The organism is Pseudomonas sp. PA15(2017), from assembly GCF_001945395.1.
GTDB lineage: Bacteria > Pseudomonadota > Gammaproteobacteria > Pseudomonadales > Pseudomonadaceae > Aquipseudomonas.
In genome coordinates this window covers 25,383-42,591 of the sequence record NZ_MSXV01000019.1, presented here as the reverse complement: position 1 = coordinate 42,591, position 17,209 = coordinate 25,383, and the positions used below count along the sequence as shown (strand labels likewise).

General features: G+C 60.1%; 18 protein-coding genes and 1 tRNA gene. 8 read left to right on the top strand and 11 right to left on the bottom strand.

Annotated features, from left to right (window positions below; translation table 11 throughout):
* Positions 1-14 precede the first annotated feature (14 nt).
* The 5 genes from flgD to BVH03_RS06840 form a co-directional block, all read right to left on the bottom strand.
* Positions 15-689, bottom strand: a complete 675-nt coding sequence (gene flgD, locus BVH03_RS06860) for a flagellar hook assembly protein FlgD (RefSeq protein WP_075960473.1) — start codon at positions 687-689, stop codon at positions 15-17.
* Positions 690-703: 14 nt separating this feature from the next.
* Complete coding sequence (gene flgC, locus BVH03_RS06855; protein ID WP_075960472.1) at positions 704-1,147, bottom strand: flagellar basal body rod protein FlgC; 444 nt, start codon at positions 1,145-1,147, stop codon at positions 704-706.
* Between the two features lie 11 nt (positions 1,148-1,158).
* Complete coding sequence (gene flgB / locus BVH03_RS06850; RefSeq protein ID WP_075960471.1) at positions 1,159-1,569, bottom strand: flagellar basal body rod protein FlgB; 411 nt, start codon at positions 1,567-1,569, stop codon at positions 1,159-1,161.
* A 285-nt stretch (positions 1,570-1,854) separates the two neighbouring features.
* The gene (gene cheR, locus BVH03_RS06845; protein WP_075960470.1) at positions 1,855-2,682 is read right to left on the bottom strand and encodes a protein-glutamate O-methyltransferase CheR; all 828 of its coding nucleotides are present in this window, start codon (positions 2,680-2,682) and stop codon (positions 1,855-1,857) included.
* Positions 2,683-2,783: 101 nt separating this feature from the next.
* Positions 2,784-3,707 carry a chemotaxis protein CheV gene (locus BVH03_RS06840; protein WP_075960469.1) on the bottom strand — a complete coding sequence of 308 codons (924 nt, stop codon included), beginning with the start codon at positions 3,705-3,707 and terminating at the stop codon, positions 2,784-2,786.
* A gap of 79 nt (positions 3,708-3,786) precedes the next feature.
* Here BVH03_RS06840 and flgA point away from each other — a divergent pair, with 79 nt between their 5' ends.
* From flgA to BVH03_RS06820, 4 genes are all read left to right on the top strand, one after another.
* Positions 3,787-4,545: a flagellar basal body P-ring formation chaperone FlgA gene (gene flgA, locus BVH03_RS06835; RefSeq protein WP_075960468.1), complete on the top strand. Its 759-nt coding sequence runs from the start codon at positions 3,787-3,789 to the stop codon at positions 4,543-4,545.
* A 144-nt stretch (positions 4,546-4,689) separates the two neighbouring features.
* Positions 4,690-5,025 carry a flagellar biosynthesis anti-sigma factor FlgM gene (flgM, locus tag BVH03_RS06830; protein ID WP_075960467.1) on the top strand — a complete coding sequence of 112 codons (336 nt, stop codon included), beginning with the start codon at positions 4,690-4,692 and terminating at the stop codon, positions 5,023-5,025.
* 105 nt (positions 5,026-5,130) lie between these two features.
* Positions 5,131-5,598 (top strand): flagella synthesis protein FlgN, encoded by a 468-nt coding sequence (locus tag BVH03_RS06825; protein WP_075960466.1) that lies wholly within the window; start codon positions 5,131-5,133, stop codon positions 5,596-5,598.
* A gap of 77 nt (positions 5,599-5,675) precedes the next feature.
* Positions 5,676-6,425, top strand: coding sequence for a flagellar brake protein (locus BVH03_RS06820; RefSeq protein ID WP_075960465.1), 750 nt, complete (start codon positions 5,676-5,678; stop codon positions 6,423-6,425).
* Positions 6,426-6,435: 10 nt separating this feature from the next.
* Here the strand turns inward: BVH03_RS06820 and BVH03_RS06815 are convergent, their stop codons facing one another.
* From BVH03_RS06815 to BVH03_RS06800, 4 genes are all read right to left on the bottom strand, one after another.
* Positions 6,436-7,770 carry an MFS transporter gene (locus BVH03_RS06815; RefSeq protein ID WP_075960464.1) on the bottom strand — a complete coding sequence of 445 codons (1,335 nt, stop codon included), beginning with the start codon at positions 7,768-7,770 and terminating at the stop codon, positions 6,436-6,438.
* Positions 7,771-7,940: 170 nt separating this feature from the next.
* Positions 7,941-8,597 (bottom strand): YceH family protein, encoded by a 657-nt coding sequence (locus tag BVH03_RS06810; RefSeq protein ID WP_371915346.1) that lies wholly within the window; start codon positions 8,595-8,597, stop codon positions 7,941-7,943.
* A 427-nt stretch (positions 8,598-9,024) separates the two neighbouring features.
* A tRNA-Arg gene (locus tag BVH03_RS06805) sits at positions 9,025-9,099 on the bottom strand.
* Between the two features lie 79 nt (positions 9,100-9,178).
* Complete coding sequence (locus tag BVH03_RS06800) at positions 9,179-12,646, bottom strand: indolepyruvate ferredoxin oxidoreductase family protein (RefSeq protein WP_075960462.1); 3,468 nt, start codon at positions 12,644-12,646, stop codon at positions 9,179-9,181.
* 198 nt (positions 12,647-12,844) lie between these two features.
* On the opposite strand from BVH03_RS06800, the gene BVH03_RS06795 reads away from it, so the two are divergent.
* From BVH03_RS06795 to BVH03_RS25835, 3 genes are all read left to right on the top strand, one after another.
* Positions 12,845-13,312 (top strand): Lrp/AsnC family transcriptional regulator, encoded by a 468-nt coding sequence (locus BVH03_RS06795; protein WP_075931093.1) that lies wholly within the window; start codon positions 12,845-12,847, stop codon positions 13,310-13,312.
* Between the two features lie 178 nt (positions 13,313-13,490).
* On the top strand, positions 13,491-13,727 hold the full coding sequence (locus BVH03_RS06790; protein WP_075960461.1) for a hypothetical protein: 237 nt from the start codon (positions 13,491-13,493) through the stop codon (positions 13,725-13,727).
* A 186-nt stretch (positions 13,728-13,913) separates the two neighbouring features.
* Positions 13,914-14,096, top strand: a complete 183-nt coding sequence (locus tag BVH03_RS25835) for a PA3371 family protein (RefSeq protein WP_143485900.1) — start codon at positions 13,914-13,916, stop codon at positions 14,094-14,096.
* Positions 14,097-14,125: 29 nt separating this feature from the next.
* Here BVH03_RS25835 and phnN read toward each other — a convergent pair whose 3' ends face one another.
* Entirely contained in the window at positions 14,126-14,686 is a 561-nt protein-coding gene (gene phnN / locus BVH03_RS06785) for a phosphonate metabolism protein/1,5-bisphosphokinase (PRPP-forming) PhnN (RefSeq protein WP_075960514.1), read from the bottom strand.
* Between the two features lie 419 nt (positions 14,687-15,105).
* On the opposite strand from phnN, the gene BVH03_RS06780 reads away from it, so the two are divergent.
* A complete protein-coding gene (locus BVH03_RS06780; protein WP_075960460.1) occupies positions 15,106-15,435 on the top strand; it encodes an Arc family DNA-binding protein in 330 nt (109 codons plus the stop codon).
* Between the two features lie 115 nt (positions 15,436-15,550).
* Here the strand turns inward: BVH03_RS06780 and mgtE are convergent, their stop codons facing one another.
* Positions 15,551-16,993, bottom strand: a complete 1,443-nt coding sequence (gene mgtE, locus BVH03_RS06775; protein ID WP_075960459.1) for a magnesium transporter — start codon at positions 16,991-16,993, stop codon at positions 15,551-15,553.
* Positions 16,994-17,209 lie beyond the last annotated feature (216 nt).

Genomic DNA, 17,209 nt, shown 5'->3' with positions numbered 1-17,209 from the left:
TTACAGCCTGTTAATTACTGACCAATGACCTGCACCTGGGACAACGGGACATTGCCGATTCCTGCCAGGTTGAGCATCAATTCGTTGCCGCCGAGGGTGACGCTGTCGACGTTTGCCGGCAGCAGGGTGTGAAGCCCTTTGGTTTCATTGCCGTACGTGGCCTGCGCCTCGAACCTGTAGGTACCAGGCTTCATGACGTTGCCGCTCGAGTCCTTGCCGTCCCAGATGAAGCTGACGTTGCCGGCCTGCTGCTCGCCCAGGTTGATACGACTGACCACGGCGCCAGCGCTGTCGTAGACGTTGACGTACACGTTGCTGCTGCTGGTCGGCAGCACAGCGCTGGCCTTGAAGCTCTCGCTGGTATCGACGACCGCCTTGTCGACCGGCACGATCACCTTGCGCCCGACCAGCGAGGAAGCCTGAAGCGCCTGGGAAGACTGATAGCCGGACAGGATGGTCTGCATGCTCGAATTCAGCTTCTCGACCCCTTCCACGGTACTAAACTGCGCCAGCTGAGCGATGAACTCGCCATTGCCCTGAGGCTCCAGCGGGTTCTGGTTGTTCAACTGCGCCACCAGCAGGTTGAGAAACTGGTCTTTACCCAGTTCCTTGTTCTGCGTCGCGGAATCTTGCTTGACCTGATATTTGTCCAGTACCGAACTGGAGCTGACGCCATCAACAGTGCTCATCTCTCACTCCCCGCTCACTGACCCAGAGTCAGCACGCGCTGCATCATCTGCTTGGCGGTGTTCATCATTTCCACGTTGGTCTGGAGGGCACGGCTGGCAGAAATCATGTCCGCCATCTCCTCGACCAGGTTGACGTTGGGGTAATACACGTAACCAGCTTCATCCGCCGCCGGATGATTGGGCTCGTAGCGCGGCATCAGGCTGCTCTGATCCTCGACGATGCCGAGCACCTGAACGCCGGCACCGGACTGATCCTGATCGGCGAACAGCGAGCCGTTATTGCCGCCCTGCGCGTTCTGAAAAACGGTGGCGAACACCGGATGGCGGGCGCGGTAGGTCTGGTCGATGCTCGACGAAACCGTTTCGGCGTTGGCAATGTTGCTGGAGATGGTATTGAGACGAGTGCTCTGGGCGCTCATGCCGGTTCCGGCGATATTGAAAACACTGGCAAGGGACATATCAGGCTCCTTTATTCACCACGCAGGGCGCTGACGAGCCCTTTGAATTTACTGTTGAGCAGCGTGAAGCTGGTCTGGAAGGCGACCGCGTTCTCGGCGTAGTTGGCCTGCTCCACCTGGGCATCGACGGTGTTCTGATCGATGGAAGGCGCAGTGGGGGTGCGGTAAGCCAGCGCCGCGTCACCCATTGGCACGCCTTCTGCTGCAATATGGCGGCTGTTGGTGGTTCTCAGACCCGAGTCGCCACTGCCGCTGCTCTTGGCGGCTTGCTGCGCCAGCACGGAGGCGAAATCCAGATCACGCGCCTTGTAGCCGGGGGTATCGGCGTTGGCCATGTTGTTGGCCAACACCTCGGCGCGCTTGGCACGAAAGCCAAGGGCCTTTTCGTGAATGCCAAGTGCGTTATCGAAACTGATGCTCATCTCAGGAACCTTTGCCAGGGTGGCTCGCCGGTTTGCGTGCAGAGACCCTAGCAAGGCATGTGCCAACTAATTTTTTTACTTATAAATCAGCAGGATCACTGAAAAGGAGCGAGCTTATGCAGCAGGAGCGGCAAAGCTTTTCCGCCGTTTGGCAAGGCAGGGGCGGCAATATCAACATCGAATTGCCGCTTTTCTGACGCGACGGCGACAAAGCACCGTCGGTGAACTGAAGCTGAAAAGAAAACGGGAGGCCCAGGCCTCCCGTTTCGCTCGATGGCGCAAGAATCACTTGGCCTTGTAGATGATGCCTGGGCTGCATTGCACCATCTGATACTTCTCGGGCAAGCCGTTGAGCGCTTCGGACGCGCCGAGAAACAGATAGCCACCCGGCTTGAGCATGGCGTGGATGCGCGTGAGGATGTCCTTCTTCACTTCAGCCGAGAAATAGATCAGTACGTTGCGGCAAAACACGATATCGAACTTGCCGAGGCTGGCGTAGCTGTCGAGCAGATTGAGCGGACGGAACTCGACACGACTCTTGATGGCCGGCTTCACCACCCAGCGGCCCGGCCCCTTGGGATCGAAATAGCGCTGCAGGCGCTCCTGGGCAAGGCCGCGGCCCATCGCCAGGCTGTCGTACTCGCCGGACTTGCAGTTGTTCAGCATGGTGGGCGACAGGTCGGTAGCCACGATCTGAATCCCGGCCTTGAGCTGGCCGATGTTGCTGCGCTCGAACTCGTCGATGCTCATCGACAGCGAGTAAGGTTCCTGGCCCGACGAGCAGGCGGCCGACCAGATACGCAGGCGCTGCCCTGGATAGGCCTTGATCAGCTCCGGCAATACGCGATTCTTGAGCACTTCGAACGGATAGGTATCGCGAAACCAGAGGGTTTCGTTGGTGGTCATCGCATCGACCACCTGCTCGCGCAAGCCACTGCGCGGCTGACTCTGCATGCGCTGCACCAGCTCACCCAGGGTCTTGATACCATTGCTTTCCATCAGCTTGTTCAGCCGGCTGGAAACCAGGTATTGCTTGTTGCTGCCCAGCACGATGCCACAGGCTTTTTCCAGAAAGATCCGGAATTGCTCGAAATCCAAATTACCTGAAGACACTCGTGAGGCCTCGTCCATCTATTGAATCGGAAGCGGCGAACGCGGGTGAAGCGCTCGCCGGTTTGGCTGCCATTACCGGGCAGCCCTGGTAACGCTGACGATCAGCCGGCCTTGATACGATCCACCACCCGGGAAGCCAGATCATCCGGGCGAAACTTCGCAAGGAAGTCGTTGGCGCCCACTTTCTTCACCATGGCCTGGTTGAACACGCCTGACAGCGAAGTATGCAGCAGAATGTGCAGCTTCTGCATGCGCGGATCGGAACGGATTGCGGCGGTCAGGGTATAGCCGTCCATCTCCGGCATCTCGATGTCGGAAATGATCATCAGTAATTCCTGCTCCGGCGACCTGCCCTCGGCAACCATGGCCTGCAGGTATTCAAGCGCCTGACGGCCATCATTCAATGCCGTGACCTCCACGCCGACCGTCTGCAGGCAGCGCATCACCTGCTTACGGGCCACCGAAGAGTCATCGACGATCAGCACGTGCTGGCTGACGGCCTTGGTCTGCACCTCGGCATCGATCACCCCAGCCGAGATGACCTCGGAAGTAGGCGCCACCTCGGCGAGAATCTTCTCGACGTCGATGATCTCCACCAGCTTGTCATCCAGCCGCGTGACGGCCGTCAGGTAATGATCGCGCCCGGTGCCCTTGGGTGGTGGGTGGATTTCTTCCCAGTTCATGTTAACGATGCGCTCGACCGAGCGAACCAGGAAACCCTGAACCTTGGTGTTGTATTCGGTGATGATGACGAAGCTGCCATTGATGTCACCCAGCGGGCGTTTGCCGGTGGCAATCGACAGGTCCAGGATCGGGATCGTACCGCCACGAATGTTGGCCACGCCACGAACCACCGGGCTCGACTTGGGCATGATGGTGAGTTTCGGGCACTGCAACACCTCCTTCACCTTGAAGACGTTGATCCCGTACAGCTGAGAGCCGTCGAGACGAAACAGCAGCAGTTCCAGGCGATTTTGCCCAACCAGCTGAGTTCGCTGGTTGACCGAATCCATCACACCGGCCATGTACGGGCTCCCAAGATTCCAGTAACACATCAGATTTGGTTAGCGTAGCAGGCGGCACGCGCCTTGCTACGAACCAGACATGAATGCACGAATGACAATTATCCGACGCGCGATGGCCAAGAGCCTTCGTTGCCTGGCAGTTTTACCTGCTTTGATGGCGCTCGGCTATAGCACGCTGACAACTGCCTCCGTCACCCTGCCCGATCAGCTTATCGGCGAGACCCAGCGCTTTCTTGAGCAGGCAGTTGCAGACTATTTGCAGCGCAGCAACATCCAGGGGCGCCACGAGGTGCAGATCAACCGGCTTGATCCGCGCCTGCGCCTGCCGTTGTGCGACCAACCGTTGACGGTCACCCTGGAAACGCCAGCCGAACCGGTTGGCCGGGTGACGATGCGAGTACGCTGTGACGGCATCTCCCCCTGGACGGTATTCGTCCCCGGACAGGTTCGCCTCTACCGTGAAGTGGTGACCGTGGTGCGCCCGATCAAACGCGAAGGCGTGCTCGGCGAAGGTGACCTGATGCTCGCCGAGCGCGACGTGGGCCTGCTCAACCAGGGCTATATGCTCGACCTGGAGCAGGCGATCGGCCGCAAGACCACCCGCCCCTTGCTGCCCGATCAGGTACTGTTGCCTACCTTCATCCGCCAGGCGGAAGTCATCCGCCGCGGCGATCAGGTGGTCATCAGCGCCCGCAGCGGCGGCATCAATGTGCGCATGCCAGGCGAAGCGCTTTCCGATGGCACGGTGGGCAAGCAGATCAGCGTGCGTAACCAGCGCTCGCAACGCGTGGTACGCGCGCGAGTGACCGGCCCCGGGCAGGTTGAAGTATCGATGTGAGACAGGCTCCGGCCAACGGACTGGCTGACGGGCGAGCTAGGCTGTTTTAGACTGTGCGAGCGACGTGATTTTTTTGCCTAAAGTTTTTCCAGGCACAGCCGACACACTAGGCAAGCGTCCACACACCGTTAGAGGTTTTGCATCATGGTCATCGACTTCAACCGACTCAACAGCTCCACGCCAGCCAGCACCAATCGTGCAGGCAGCACCCAGGGCGGCAAGAACGAAGCCATCGACAACAAGGCAGCCGGCAGCACCGTTACGGCCCAGCCAGCGACAACAGATAGCAAGAGCGGCGAGTCCGTTCAGCTGAGCAGCGAAGCGCAACAGTTGCAGAAAACCGTCGACAAGCTGCGCGATCAGCCTGCCGTCGACAGTGATCGAGTGGCCAAGCTCAAACAGGCTGTTGCCGACGGCAGTTACCAGGTCGACAGCCAGCGCGTTGCCAGCAAGCTGCTCAATTTCGAATCCCAGCGCTAGTCTCCGGCTCGCACTGGGGTGTTGGACGCCCGGAAACCGACTTGATGCCAGTCCGCTTCTACAGCAGATGCGCGCCTAGCGGTTCCACCCCAGAGAGCCTGAACCATGAATATCACGCCCCTGCTCGACCTGTTCAATGAGGATATCGGCCATGCAGCGCAATTGCTTGAGCTGCTCGACGCCGAATATGAAGCCCTTGGCGAACACGACCTGAGCAAACTGCAGGAAATCCTGGCGAGTAAACAGCCGCTGCTGGCCACCCTCGACCAACACGGCAAGAGCCGCACGCAAGCCCTGATCAGCCTACAGCTGAGCCCTGATCGCTCGGGCTTGAAGGCGCTTGCCGAGCGCTCGGATAAAGGCAGCGAGCTGATCCAAGCCAGCGACCAGTTGAGCGAACTGCTCGAGCACTGTCAGGAAGCCAACCTGCGCAATGGACGAATCATTCGCACGAGCCAGAAATCCACCGCCAGCATGCTCGGCATTCTGCGCGGCAGCGAAACGCCTTCGCTCTATGACAGCAGCGGCGGTACCGCTAAAATCGGCAACAAGCGCCCGCTCAGCCAGGCCTGACATAACGACAAGATGCGCGGTGAAGGCTCTTCGCCTCAACCGACGCAGCAGTACCTTGCCCCGGAGATCACTGGACCGTGTCCAACCCCTTCGTTCAGGACTGTGGCCCGCAACCTCCCAAGGTGCTCAAGGCACCTGTGGAGATCGTTGCCAACCTACGTCTGCTGCAACAACACCATGACCCGTTGACACTGACCTTCCTGGAGCGCAACCAGCGCTTCCAGAGCTATGTGATCGAGATCGACCGAGAACGCAACCTGCTGATACTCGACGAAATGATTCCCAGCGATGGCGAACGCTACCTGCAAAACGGCGAAGCCTTCAGTGTCGAGTCGCTGCATGACGGCGTACGCATCGCCTGGGAATGCCCGACAGGCATGCGCACGGGTGAATATCAGGGTGAACGCTGCTACGTCGGCGTCATTCCTGCCGAAGTGCTCTACCACCAGCGCCGCAACGCCTTTCGCGCTGCGCTCAAACAGTCGGAACAGGTCAAGGTACAGCTGGGCGGAACGCGACTGCGCAATCCGCTCGAGGGCCTGATGCTGGACATCTCGGCATCAGGCTGCAAGATCCGCCTCGCCGGCGATGCCAGCAAGCAGCTACAGCCTGGGCAAATCTACGACGGGTTCTGCGCTCAATTGCCGGTCGGCAAGCTGGAGACGGCCGTCGAACTGCGGCACACCCGCTACGACGACAAGCTGGACGTCACCTTCGCCGGCCTGCACTTCGACAACCTCAGCGGCCTTCAGCAACGCCTGATCGAGCGCTTCGTCTACCAGTTGCAGCGCGAAGCGCGTCGATTCGAGAGCGACGGTTTCCTGTAGCCACTCGACTTCACGTCTGCGGCGTGGTGGTCGCCGTTTGCGAGTCCTCAGCCGGGGTTTCGTCGTCGCTCGGCTCGTTGGCTACAGGCTCCTGCATCTGCTCCTGAACCACCTGTTCATCGACACGCGGATCGAGCGCCGCCACCAGTGGTGATGCGGTCATGTTCACCGGCATGGCCACGTGTTGCAGCGGCGCGTCGTCGACCTGATGGAGGTGGGTGACGATGTTCGAACGCACGCGCCAGACCAGGAACAGCCCGCACAGGCAGAAGAACGCGTACAGCATGTTGGCGCCGAAGAAACGCATCAGCACGCCGACCAGCAGTGGTCCGATGCAGGCGCCAACCCCGAAGGTGACCAGCAGCATGGCGGTCAGCGACACGCGCCGATCGGTTTCGACGTGGTCGTTGGCAAACGCCACGGCCAGCGGATAAAGACTGAATTGCAACATGCTGACGATGAATCCCACCGAAATCAGCAGCAACAGGGGCGCTTCGGAGAGAACGGCCAGGGGTGAAGCCACCAGCAGCATTGCAGCCGACATCCCGCGAATCAGCTTGACCCGGTCGAAACGGTCCGAGAGCCAGCCCAGCGGCGCTTGCACGACCAGGCCGGCAAGAATGCAACAGCCCATGAAGATACCGATCTGCTCGGTGGCCAGCCCCATTTCTGCCGCGTAAAGCGGCGCCAGACCGTAAAAGGAACCGATCATCAAGCCTGCAACGCCGATGGTGGTCAGTGACAACGGCACGCGGCGAAAGAAGAAGCGCATCTCCAATGGTGCAGGTCGCAGGGGTGCCGGGTGCAGGCGACGAGTCAGCGCCACCGGCACCAGGCACAAGGCGAATGCCAGGGCCACCAGCATCAACAGCTCCAGCCCCAGCGTCGGATGCACCACCAGCACCAGTTGGCCGAGTACCAGGCCCAGGTAGGAAGCCGCCATGTAGCCGGCGAACACCAGGCCACGCTGTTTGGTTTCCGCCTGCTCGTTGAGCCAGCTCTCGATCACCATGTACTGACACATCATGCCCAGGCCGACCAACACGCGCAGCACCAGCCACGCCGGCAGCCAATCGAGCAGGCCGTGGCCAAGCACCGCCGCGGTCACCACCCCGGCACAGGCCACGTAAGCTCGAATGTGGCCCACGCGGGCGATCAGCCGATGGCCGATCTTGCCGCCCAGCACCAGGCCGAAATAGTTGGCCGCCATCAGCGCACCGGCCCACACGCCCTCGCCGGACTCGGCCAGGCGCAATGCCAGGTAGGTGCTCAGCAAGCCGGAACCCAGCAGCATCAGGACAGTGGCAATGTAAAGGGAACTGAAGGATTTCCAGATCAAGCGCATTGGACTGCAACGACTCCTTGTACCAGCTCCGAGAGCAGGCCTATGTTCGACGGGCGACCAGGCAAGTCACCCATCACCAAGGCTACCAAGCTGCCGCTGTGCCATATGGATGGTGCACATCGAACACAGTTCACTCATTCCAGCGGCCCTGCAAACAAATGCAAGAATGCTCATTCGGCAGCGTTGTTTTCCAACATCGCCAGTCGCGCTTCCAGCGCGCTGATACGTGCTTCGAGGGCTTCCAGGCGCTGCGCGGAATCACCACTCGACGGTTCCGGGCGCTGCGCCCGCTCCTGAAGCTGGGCCTGCAATTGCTCGGGGTCACCCAGCAACTGCGCGTAACGATCTTCGCGCTGCCCAGCCTGGCGACCGACCTGAGCCACGAGCTGTCGGCCGATCATTCGCTCGAGATGGTGCTGCACCTGCTGAACGTCGTCGAACTCGTACTGCCGAGCGCTTCGCGCCAGCAGCTCGCCGGTCGTCTGTGGCCCGCGCAGCGACAGCAGGCCGAGCAAAGCCACCTGTGGGGCCACCAACTCGAGCGCCTTGTCGATTCGATGCTCCCAGCGATCGGCTCGGCTGCCCATTACCAGTTTCACGAAACCTCTCTCTTCCAGACTCCGCAGCCCTTGCCCTACCGCACCCTGAGTCAGGTTCATCAGAGGGTCACGGCTGGTTTTCTGATTGCAGGCGAGCAGCAACGCATTGAGCGTAAGCGGATAGGCCTCGGGCGTCGTGGCCTGCTTTTCGATCAGGCAACCCAGAATGCGCGTTTCAGCGGCGCTCAGCGGAGAAGTGTCGTGGGAATCTTCGGTCATGTCGCTCACCAGGCCTGGAGTTTGCCCCTAGCGTAGCCCGAGTACAGTGAAGATGACATGCGCGAAATAAATTTTGTTGCCATGCAAGTCGCTGATTTTCAAGACACAAAAAATCAATTTCAACACAAGGCGAGAAATGAGAACTATTTTTATTGACTAATAATCGAGAATGACTATTATCTACATCACCAGCCGCGAGGCTGGTTGGATAATCTGAATGCATCCTGGTCGGACGCTTCCAGTTTATCTCCTCATCAGGCTAATCACGGTTATTGACCCGGCTTTTTGCCGGGTCTTTTTTTGCCTGCAATTCCTGACGGCGCTCCCTTGCGGGTGTCGCAAGCGACATAGGAATTGGCTCTCGGCGTTTTTTTCTTCTATCAGGCTAACGCAAACTGGTGACACGCCCGGTACCAGGATCGAAGCGTGCGGATCATGGCGTCCCCTGCTGGAATCGAACCAGCATCTAGCCCTTAGGAGGGGCTTATTCTATCCGTTGAACTAAGGAGACCCGATTGATCCGGCGCCCCTTGAGGCGCCGGGCGGCATGTTAACCAGCGCAAGCGGATTTGTCATGTCGCGGCGGTCGATCAGGCAGCCGGTTCGAACAATTTGACCACCACTGCCTGGCCGGCCTTGAGCCTTTCCTGCAATTGCCGCCCCTGCATACGCGCATGCTCCACCGCTTTTTCCTTGACGTGCCCGTAGCCACGAATCTGCTCGGGAAGCTCGGCAATGGCCAGTGCAGTTTCGTAGTTGCCCGTATCGAGCGACTCCAGCAACTGACCAACGCTGTGCTCGTACTCGCCAATCAAGGCATGTTCCAACTTGCGCTCCTCGCTGCGCGCAAACGGGTCCAGCCAGGTGCCACGCAATACGCGCAGTTTGGCCAGCACCTTGAAGGCGCTGAGCATCCACGGGCCGAAGCTACGCTTGCGGGGCTCCCCCGTTACAGGATCGGTGCGGCTGAGCCAGGATGGCGCCAGATGGAACTGCAGGCGGAAATCGCCCTGGAACTGAGCGTGCAGCGCTTCGCTGAACGCCGCGTCGCTGTATAGCCGTGCCACCTCGTACTCGTCCTTGTAGGCCAACAGCTTGAAGTAATAGCGCGCGACTGCTTTAGCCAGGCGCTGCCCTGGCTCACTATCGCGTGCGCGAACGCGGCCGACCAGCTGACGGTAACGGTCGGCATAGCGGGCATTCTGATAGGCAGTCAGCCGTGCGACACGGTCTTCGATGACCTCGTCGAGCGTACTGCAGCGCTGGCTGTCATCGCCCTGCGGGCGAACCAGACGCTCGATGGCAGCAGCATCGTAGGCGGCACGCCGCCCCCACAGGAAGGCCTGCTGGTTGAACTCGACCGCCACGTTGTTCAACTCGATGGCCTTGTCGATGGCCTGCGCGCTGATCGGCACCAGACCCTTTTGATAGGCGTAGCCAAGCATGAACAGGTTGGTGGCGATACTGTCGCCGAGCAGGCGGGTCGCCAGGTGCGTGGCATCGACGAACCAGGTTTTCTCGGCCCCTACCGCATCGACCAGCGCCTGGCGCATCGCCGGCCCCGGCACCTGGGCGTCGGGATTGCGGGTGAATTCCGCCGTAGCGGCTTCGTGGTCGTTGATAACCGCATGGGAGACCTTCTCGTTGAGCTTGGCCAGCGCGTCTTCGCCGGCCGCCACCACCAGGTCGCAGCCGATCAGGAGGTCGGCTTCCCCGGCGGCGATCCGCACGGCGTAGATGTCATCCTGCCGGGCAGCGATGCGCACATGGGTGTTCACCGGCCCGAATTTCTGCGCCAGCCCAGCCTGGTCGAGCACCGTACAGCCCTTGCTCTCCAGATGCGCCGCCATGCCCAACAGAGCGCCCACGGTAGTCACGCCACTGCCGCCGACGCCGGGCAAAAGGATGTTCCAGGGCCTGTCCAGCGTGGGAAGACGTGGCTCCGGCAACGCCACAAACAGCGCCCCGGCGCCGACCGCCTGCGGCTGACGCAGTTGCCCGCCTTGCACGGTAACGAAGCTGGGACAAAAACCATCGAGGCAGCTGAAATCCTTGTTGCAGGCGTTCTGGTCGATTTCCCGCTTGCGCCCCAGCTCGGTCTCAAGCGGCAGCACCGACAGGCAGTTGGATTTAACGCTACAGTCGCCACAGCCTTCGCACACCGCGGGGTTGATGAAGGCGCGCCGCGCCGGGTCGACCAGCTTGCCGCGCTTGCGGCGCCGACGCTTTTCGGTCGCGCAGGTCTGGTCGTAGATGATCACCGACACGCCCCTGAAGTCGCGCAGTTCACGCTGTACCGCATCGAGTTCGCGGCGATGATGAAAGCTGGTGATCGGCGCAAAGCTGGAACGGCTCGGGTATTTGTCCGGCTCATCACTGACCACCGCGATGCGCTTGACCCCTTCGGCGAAAACCTGCTGGCTCAACTGGTCGACCCGCAACTCTCCATCCACGGGCTGGCCGCCGGTCATGGCCACCGCGTCGTTGTAGAGAATCTTGTAGGTGATATTCACCCCGGCGGCGACGGCAGCCCGGAGCGCCAGGTGCCCGGAATGGAAATAGGTGCCGTCGCCCAGGTTCTGGAACACATGGGGTGTATCGGTGAACGGGGCCTGGCCGATCCAGGTCGCCCCTTCGCCGCCCATCTGGGTGAAGGTATCGGTGCTGCGGTTCATCCACTGGGTCATGTAGTGACAACCAATGCCGCCCATTGCGCGGCTACCCTCGGGCACCTTGGTCGAGCTGTTGTGCGGGCAGCCCGAGCAGAAATGCGGCGTGCGCACGGTGTTGTAACTGCGCGCTGCCAGGGCTTTTTCCTTGGCATCGAGAAAGCCAAGTCGCGCTTCGATGACCGCACTGGTATAGATCGGCGCCAGGCGCCGGGCAATCACGCGAGCGATCATCGCCGGGGTCAGCTCGCCCAGATTGGGCAACAGCGACTGGCCCTGCTCGTCGAACTCACCGACCACCCTGGGCCGTTTGCCGACAGGCCAGTTGTAGAGCTGCCCGGTCAATTGATCCTCGATGATGCTGCGTTTTTCCTCGACGACCAGAATCTCGTCCAGGCCGTCGGCAAAGCCATGCACGGAAACCGGCTCCAGCGGCCAGCTCATGCCAATTTTCAATACCCGCAAGCCGATCTTTGCGCAAAGTGCTTCGTCCAGGCCCAGGTCATCCAGCGCCTGGCGGACATCGAGATAGGATTTACCGGTGGTGATGATCCCCAAGCGCGGATTGGGCGAATCGAGCATCAGCTTGTTCAAACCGTTGGCATGGGCGAACGCGCGGGCCGCGTAGATCTTGTAGACGTTGAGGCGTTTTTCCTGGGCCAGGGGAGGATCCGGCCAGCGAATGTGCACGCCGTCCTCGGGCAACTCGAAATCATCAGGGATCACGACCTTGATGCGTTGCGGGTCGACATCCACCACCGCCGACGAATCGACGTTCTCGGCGATGGTCTTCAGCGCCACCCAGCAGCCGCTGTAACGCGACAGCTCCCAGCCGATGATTCCGTAATCGAGAATTTCCTGAACGTTGGCCGGGTTCAGCACCGGCATCGAGGCGGCGATGAAGGCATGCTCGCTCTGATGAGCAATGGTCGAGGACTTGCAGCCGTGGTCGTCGCCGGCCAGCACCAGTACGCCACCGTGGGGCGAGACACCGGCAGAGTTGCCGTGTTTGAACACGTCGCCACTGCGATCGACACCGGGCCCCTTGCCGTACCACATGGCGAACACGCCGTCGTAGCGCGCGCCCGGAAACAGGTTGGTCTGCTGGCTGCCCCACACCGCCGTGGCGCCGAGCTCCTCGTTGACACCGGGCTGGAAATGAATGGCGTTCTGCTGCAGAAATTCGCGAGCCTCCCAGAGGCTCTTGTCGAGCCCGCCCAGGGGCGATCCGCGGTAGCCGGAAATGAAACATGCGGTGTTCAGCCCGCAGGCGGCGTCCCGCTGCTTCTGCAGCATGGGCAGGCGAGTCAGCGCCTGGGTGCCGGTGAGATACAAATGGCCCGTCGCGAGACGGTATTTGTCGTCCAGACGGATTTCGGCCAGAGACATAAGACGGCGCTCCTGTTGTTTTTATAGCGACCTGTCAGGTGACACGGTTAATCACCTGCCTGCACCCACCAGGATCACTGGGAGGATGACTGCCTTAAGCATAGACAGGAGCGCGGCGATTTTTTCTTTCCCATTTATGCCGTCAGCGCCAATACTGCGCATGAACGTTTCGAAAAAAATCACAAATCGGAAACGAACATGCATGACTCGCTAAGTGCCATTGACCGGCGAATCCTTCGCCTCATGCAGCGCAATGCCGACCTCAGTGCCGCTGAAATCGCCAAGAAGGTCGAGCTGTCGCAGTCGCCGTGCTGGCGCCGCATCAATCGCCTGCAGGAAGAAGGCTTCATCGAACGCAAGGTGGCGTTACTCAGCCACAAGCGGCTCGGTTTCACCATCACGGTATTCGTCAGCATCAAGTTGTCCGCCCATGGGCGTAGCAATCTGGATGAGTTCGAGCGGGCGATTGCCGGTTACCCTGAGGTCATCGAGTGCTACACCATGGCAGGCAGCTCGGACTACCTGCTCAAGGTCGTGGCGCGGGACATCGCCAGTTATGAGCGTTTTCTACGTGATCAATTGCTGCAGCGGCCCCATGTGCAGGAGGCCCACTCCGGCATCGCGATGAGCGAAGTCAAACGCACCACTGAACTGCCTCTGGATTGACCCTCGAAAGCCGCCGTGCATTTTGCAACGCAACAATTCGAGCACCTTGCAACATGCACGGAAATGCCCAGTTTGTTCATATTTAAGTTATTGATTTTAAAGTAATTTTTCTGAATAAGTTCCTGGCACGAGAACTGCTATTTCACTCGCATAGAATTCGAATGCGAGAGCCCACCCCATGAACAGCCTCATCGTCCTGGCCACTGCCATCGCTCTGACCCTGCTTGCAGGGGCCGCATTCGCCAATTTCCAGAACAACCAGCAACAGGCAATTGCCATGCAGGTGGTTCAGCAGATGCGCGCTACTCCCGTGCAGTTTCAACGCGCCACCAACGTGGAGCCCGGCCAGTTCGCCGCCAAGCCGCTGACCACTGGCGAGTGGGAGCCCCGCCCACAACAACGCTTCACATTCTGAGTGCCTGATCATGTGGAGCGTATTTTTCCCAGGTTTCGTGCTGCTGCTGGCAACCATCACCTGCGCGGCCATCTGGCTGATCGATGGATTGTCGGATCGAGTGCCACCGCAACACCCCAACGATGATCACAATGGTCCCCATGACCCTTTTTTCTAGAGGCAACCCTGCCGCGCGAGGAGAGCATGATGTCTAAACCAGCTGTATTGTTTCTGCTGATCGCGGTCCTGTCAGGCGGGCTGCTTGCCCTGCCCGACCAGGCGATATGGTTCACGTCCATCGCCAAGATCACCCTGGCCATGAGCAGCGTTGCGCTGGCCGTCGCCCTGCTGATCGGCAAGCGGGTCAAGTTCGACCCTATTTTGCGCTAAGGCACGATCAGCCTCTTGGCTCGAGTCAGCTATGAGCTGGCGACGAGCTGGAGCAATCGCTGCACGGCGTTGTCGAGATTACCGGAGTTATCCAGACGGACGATCCGCTCGTCGCTTTGCACGAGCGCACTGCCGGTCAAATCGGCGCTACGGGCCAGCCGTGCTTCAATCTGAGCAGCATCTTCCCGGCCCCGGGAAAGCAATCGGCTCCTGAGAATGGCGGGTTCGACTTCCAGTAGAACGGCGAGCAAATCGGGATACCTGCGGCGAGCCTCCTGCAGATAACCGCGTGAGCCATTGACGATTACCTGGCAACCGTCCGCCAGCCACTTGTCTATCTCCTTGAGAATTCCGTAAGCCAAACCATTGGCACGCCAGACCATGGCGAAATCGCCGGCGCGCTCGCGCTCGTCGAACTCGCTTGGCGACACGGCAATGGCCCGCTCACCCACCGCCTCCGCTGAGCGGGTGGTGACCCGCCGGGCTACGCGAAAGCGCCGCCCCTCAAGATGGAGCTGCAGGTTTTGCAGCACGCTGTCCTTGCCGGCACCCGAAGGCCCCATCAGATAGATCAGCCTGCCAGCATTCATCAAATACCTCGCCGAGAGCAGAAAACACAGGGCACCAGCCAACCATGCCGGGCTGTAGCAGACGTCGATCATAAGCAATTCACGCTGCAGCGGCCCGACATAATGCGCAAGTGCATAGGAAACGCATTTTTTATCTCGATTATTAGTGAATCTCGCCAAAGGCGGCCCACTGCCATCCAGGAGAAATGCGATGCTGCGCGCAATCGGCGTCAATTCTGACAAGTTGTGCTGGCAAATAGCCGGCACCCGGTCCAGAATACGACACGTAATTGGCGTCAAATATCTGCTGCCAAGAAGTACGATCACCAGACAAAATGCCGACGTCGTTGAACGGCACACGCGAAAGATGGTCAGAACCCTGACATTCCGTAGCTATATGCCATTACAACTTCGTTTCCCTGAACTAATTTGGTTGATGTATGCGCCCTATGAAACAGGCTATCTACTCCAGCCGTACGGCTGACAAGTTCGTCGTTCGGTTGCCCGACGGCATGCGCGAGCGCATCGCCGATGTGGCTCGCCAACACCATCGCAGCATGAACTCCGAGATCATCGCTCGCCTGGAGCAGAGCATGCTTCAGGAAGGCGCGCTGGACGATGAACTCGGCATCCGCCTCGACAGCCCTGAATTGTCGCTGCACGAGCGTGAACTGCTGCAGCGCTTTCGCCAGCTGTCGCGTCGCCAGCAGAACGCCCTGGTGGCGTTGATTGCCCACGATGCAGAGATGGCAGCCGGCAACGACGACTGACCCGGCAGCGCGATATCGCAGAAAGCCCCCACGCCATTTGCGACGCCCCGCGAGCGACGGCATGGAAACGAAAAAACCGGCTCAAGGCCGGTTTTTGTTGGCTGCCAACAGGCGTTTAAAGCAAGAACAGCGAGGCCAGCCCCAGGAAGATGAAGAAACCGCCGCTGTCGGTAACCGCGGTGATCATCACACTGGCGCCCATCGCAGGGTCGCGCCCAATGCGCATCAGCGTCATCGGGATCAGCACCCCCATAAGCGCTGCGAGCAGCAGGTTGAGCGTCATCGCCGCGGTCATCACCACACCCAGTGACCAGCTGTCGTACAACCAATAGGCCACGACCCCGATCACCCCACCCCACACCAGGCCGTTGATCAGCGCGACGCCCAACTCCTTGCGAATCAGCCGCGAGGTATTGCCGGTGCTGACCTGGTCGAGCGCCATGGCCCGCACGATCATGGTGATGGTCTGGTTACCCGAGTTACCGCCGATACCTGCCACAATCGGCATCAATGCCGCCAAGGCCACCAGTTTTTCGATGGAGCCTTCGAACAGGCCGATGACACGCGACGCCATGAATGCGGTGATCAGGTTGACGGCCAACCAGGCCCAGCGGTTGCGTACCGATTTCCACACCGAGGCGAAAATGTCTTCTTCCTCACGCAGACCCGCCATGTTGAGGACTTCGCTTTCGCTCTCCTCACGAATCAGGTCGACCATCTCATCGATGGTCAAGCGGCCGATCAATTTGCCGTTCTTGTCGACCACGGGCGCGGAAATCAGGTCATAGCGCTCGAACGCCTGGGCGGCGTCGTAAGCATCCTCATCAGGATGGAAGCTGACCGGATCATTGGCCATGACCTCGGCAACCTGCTTTTCCGGATCGTTCACCAACAAGCGCTTGATCGACAGCACGCCCTTCAGCACACCGTCGTAATCGACCACGAACAACTTGTCGGTATGCCCCGGCAACTCCTTGAGACGGCGCAGGTAGCGCAACACCACTTCGAGGCTGACGTCCTCGCGAATGGTGACCATCTCGAAGTCCATCAGCGCACCAACCTGCTCCTCTTCGTAGGAGAGCGCGGAACGCACCCGCTCACGCTGCTGGGCGTCGAGGGTTTCCATGAGCTCGTGCACGACGTCGCGCGGCAGCTCGGAGGCCAGGTCGGCCAGTTCGTCGGCGTCCATTTCCTTGGCAGCCGCAAGGATCTCGTGATCCTCCATGTCGGCCAGCAGGGTTTCACGAACGGCATCGGACACTTCGAGAAGAATGTCACCGTCACGATCGGCCTTGACCAGCTGCCAGATGGCCAGGCGGTCTTCCAGCGGCAAGGCCTCGAGGATGTAAGCGATGTCGGCCGAGTGCAGGTCGTCGAGCTTGCGCTGCAGCTCGGTGAGGTTCTGCCGATGCACCAGACCTTCGACGCGGTCGTGGTGCGGGCCTTCCTGGCGATGAGTCAGGTCTTCGACCAGCCTGTGCCGCTGCAACAGTTCGACGACCTGAGCGAGTCGATCCTGCAGGCTTTCTTGCGGCTTCTTGGCTTCTACTTCGGTCATGGCACACTCCGCCCCCAGCGGCGGCGCGCGCCAGCGAGGGTCAATCAGTCAATACGTGATTGCACACTTGGAATTCTGAGTTACTACTGGGTAAGTCCATGGAAGGGATCCACAAGCCCCGGCGGGGCTGACGGCGCGAATAATAACATGCCAATCGGCCACGTACGTGACAAAGGCATGGCAAGACAAGCGCTTGCAGCATTTTCTTGAGAGCAT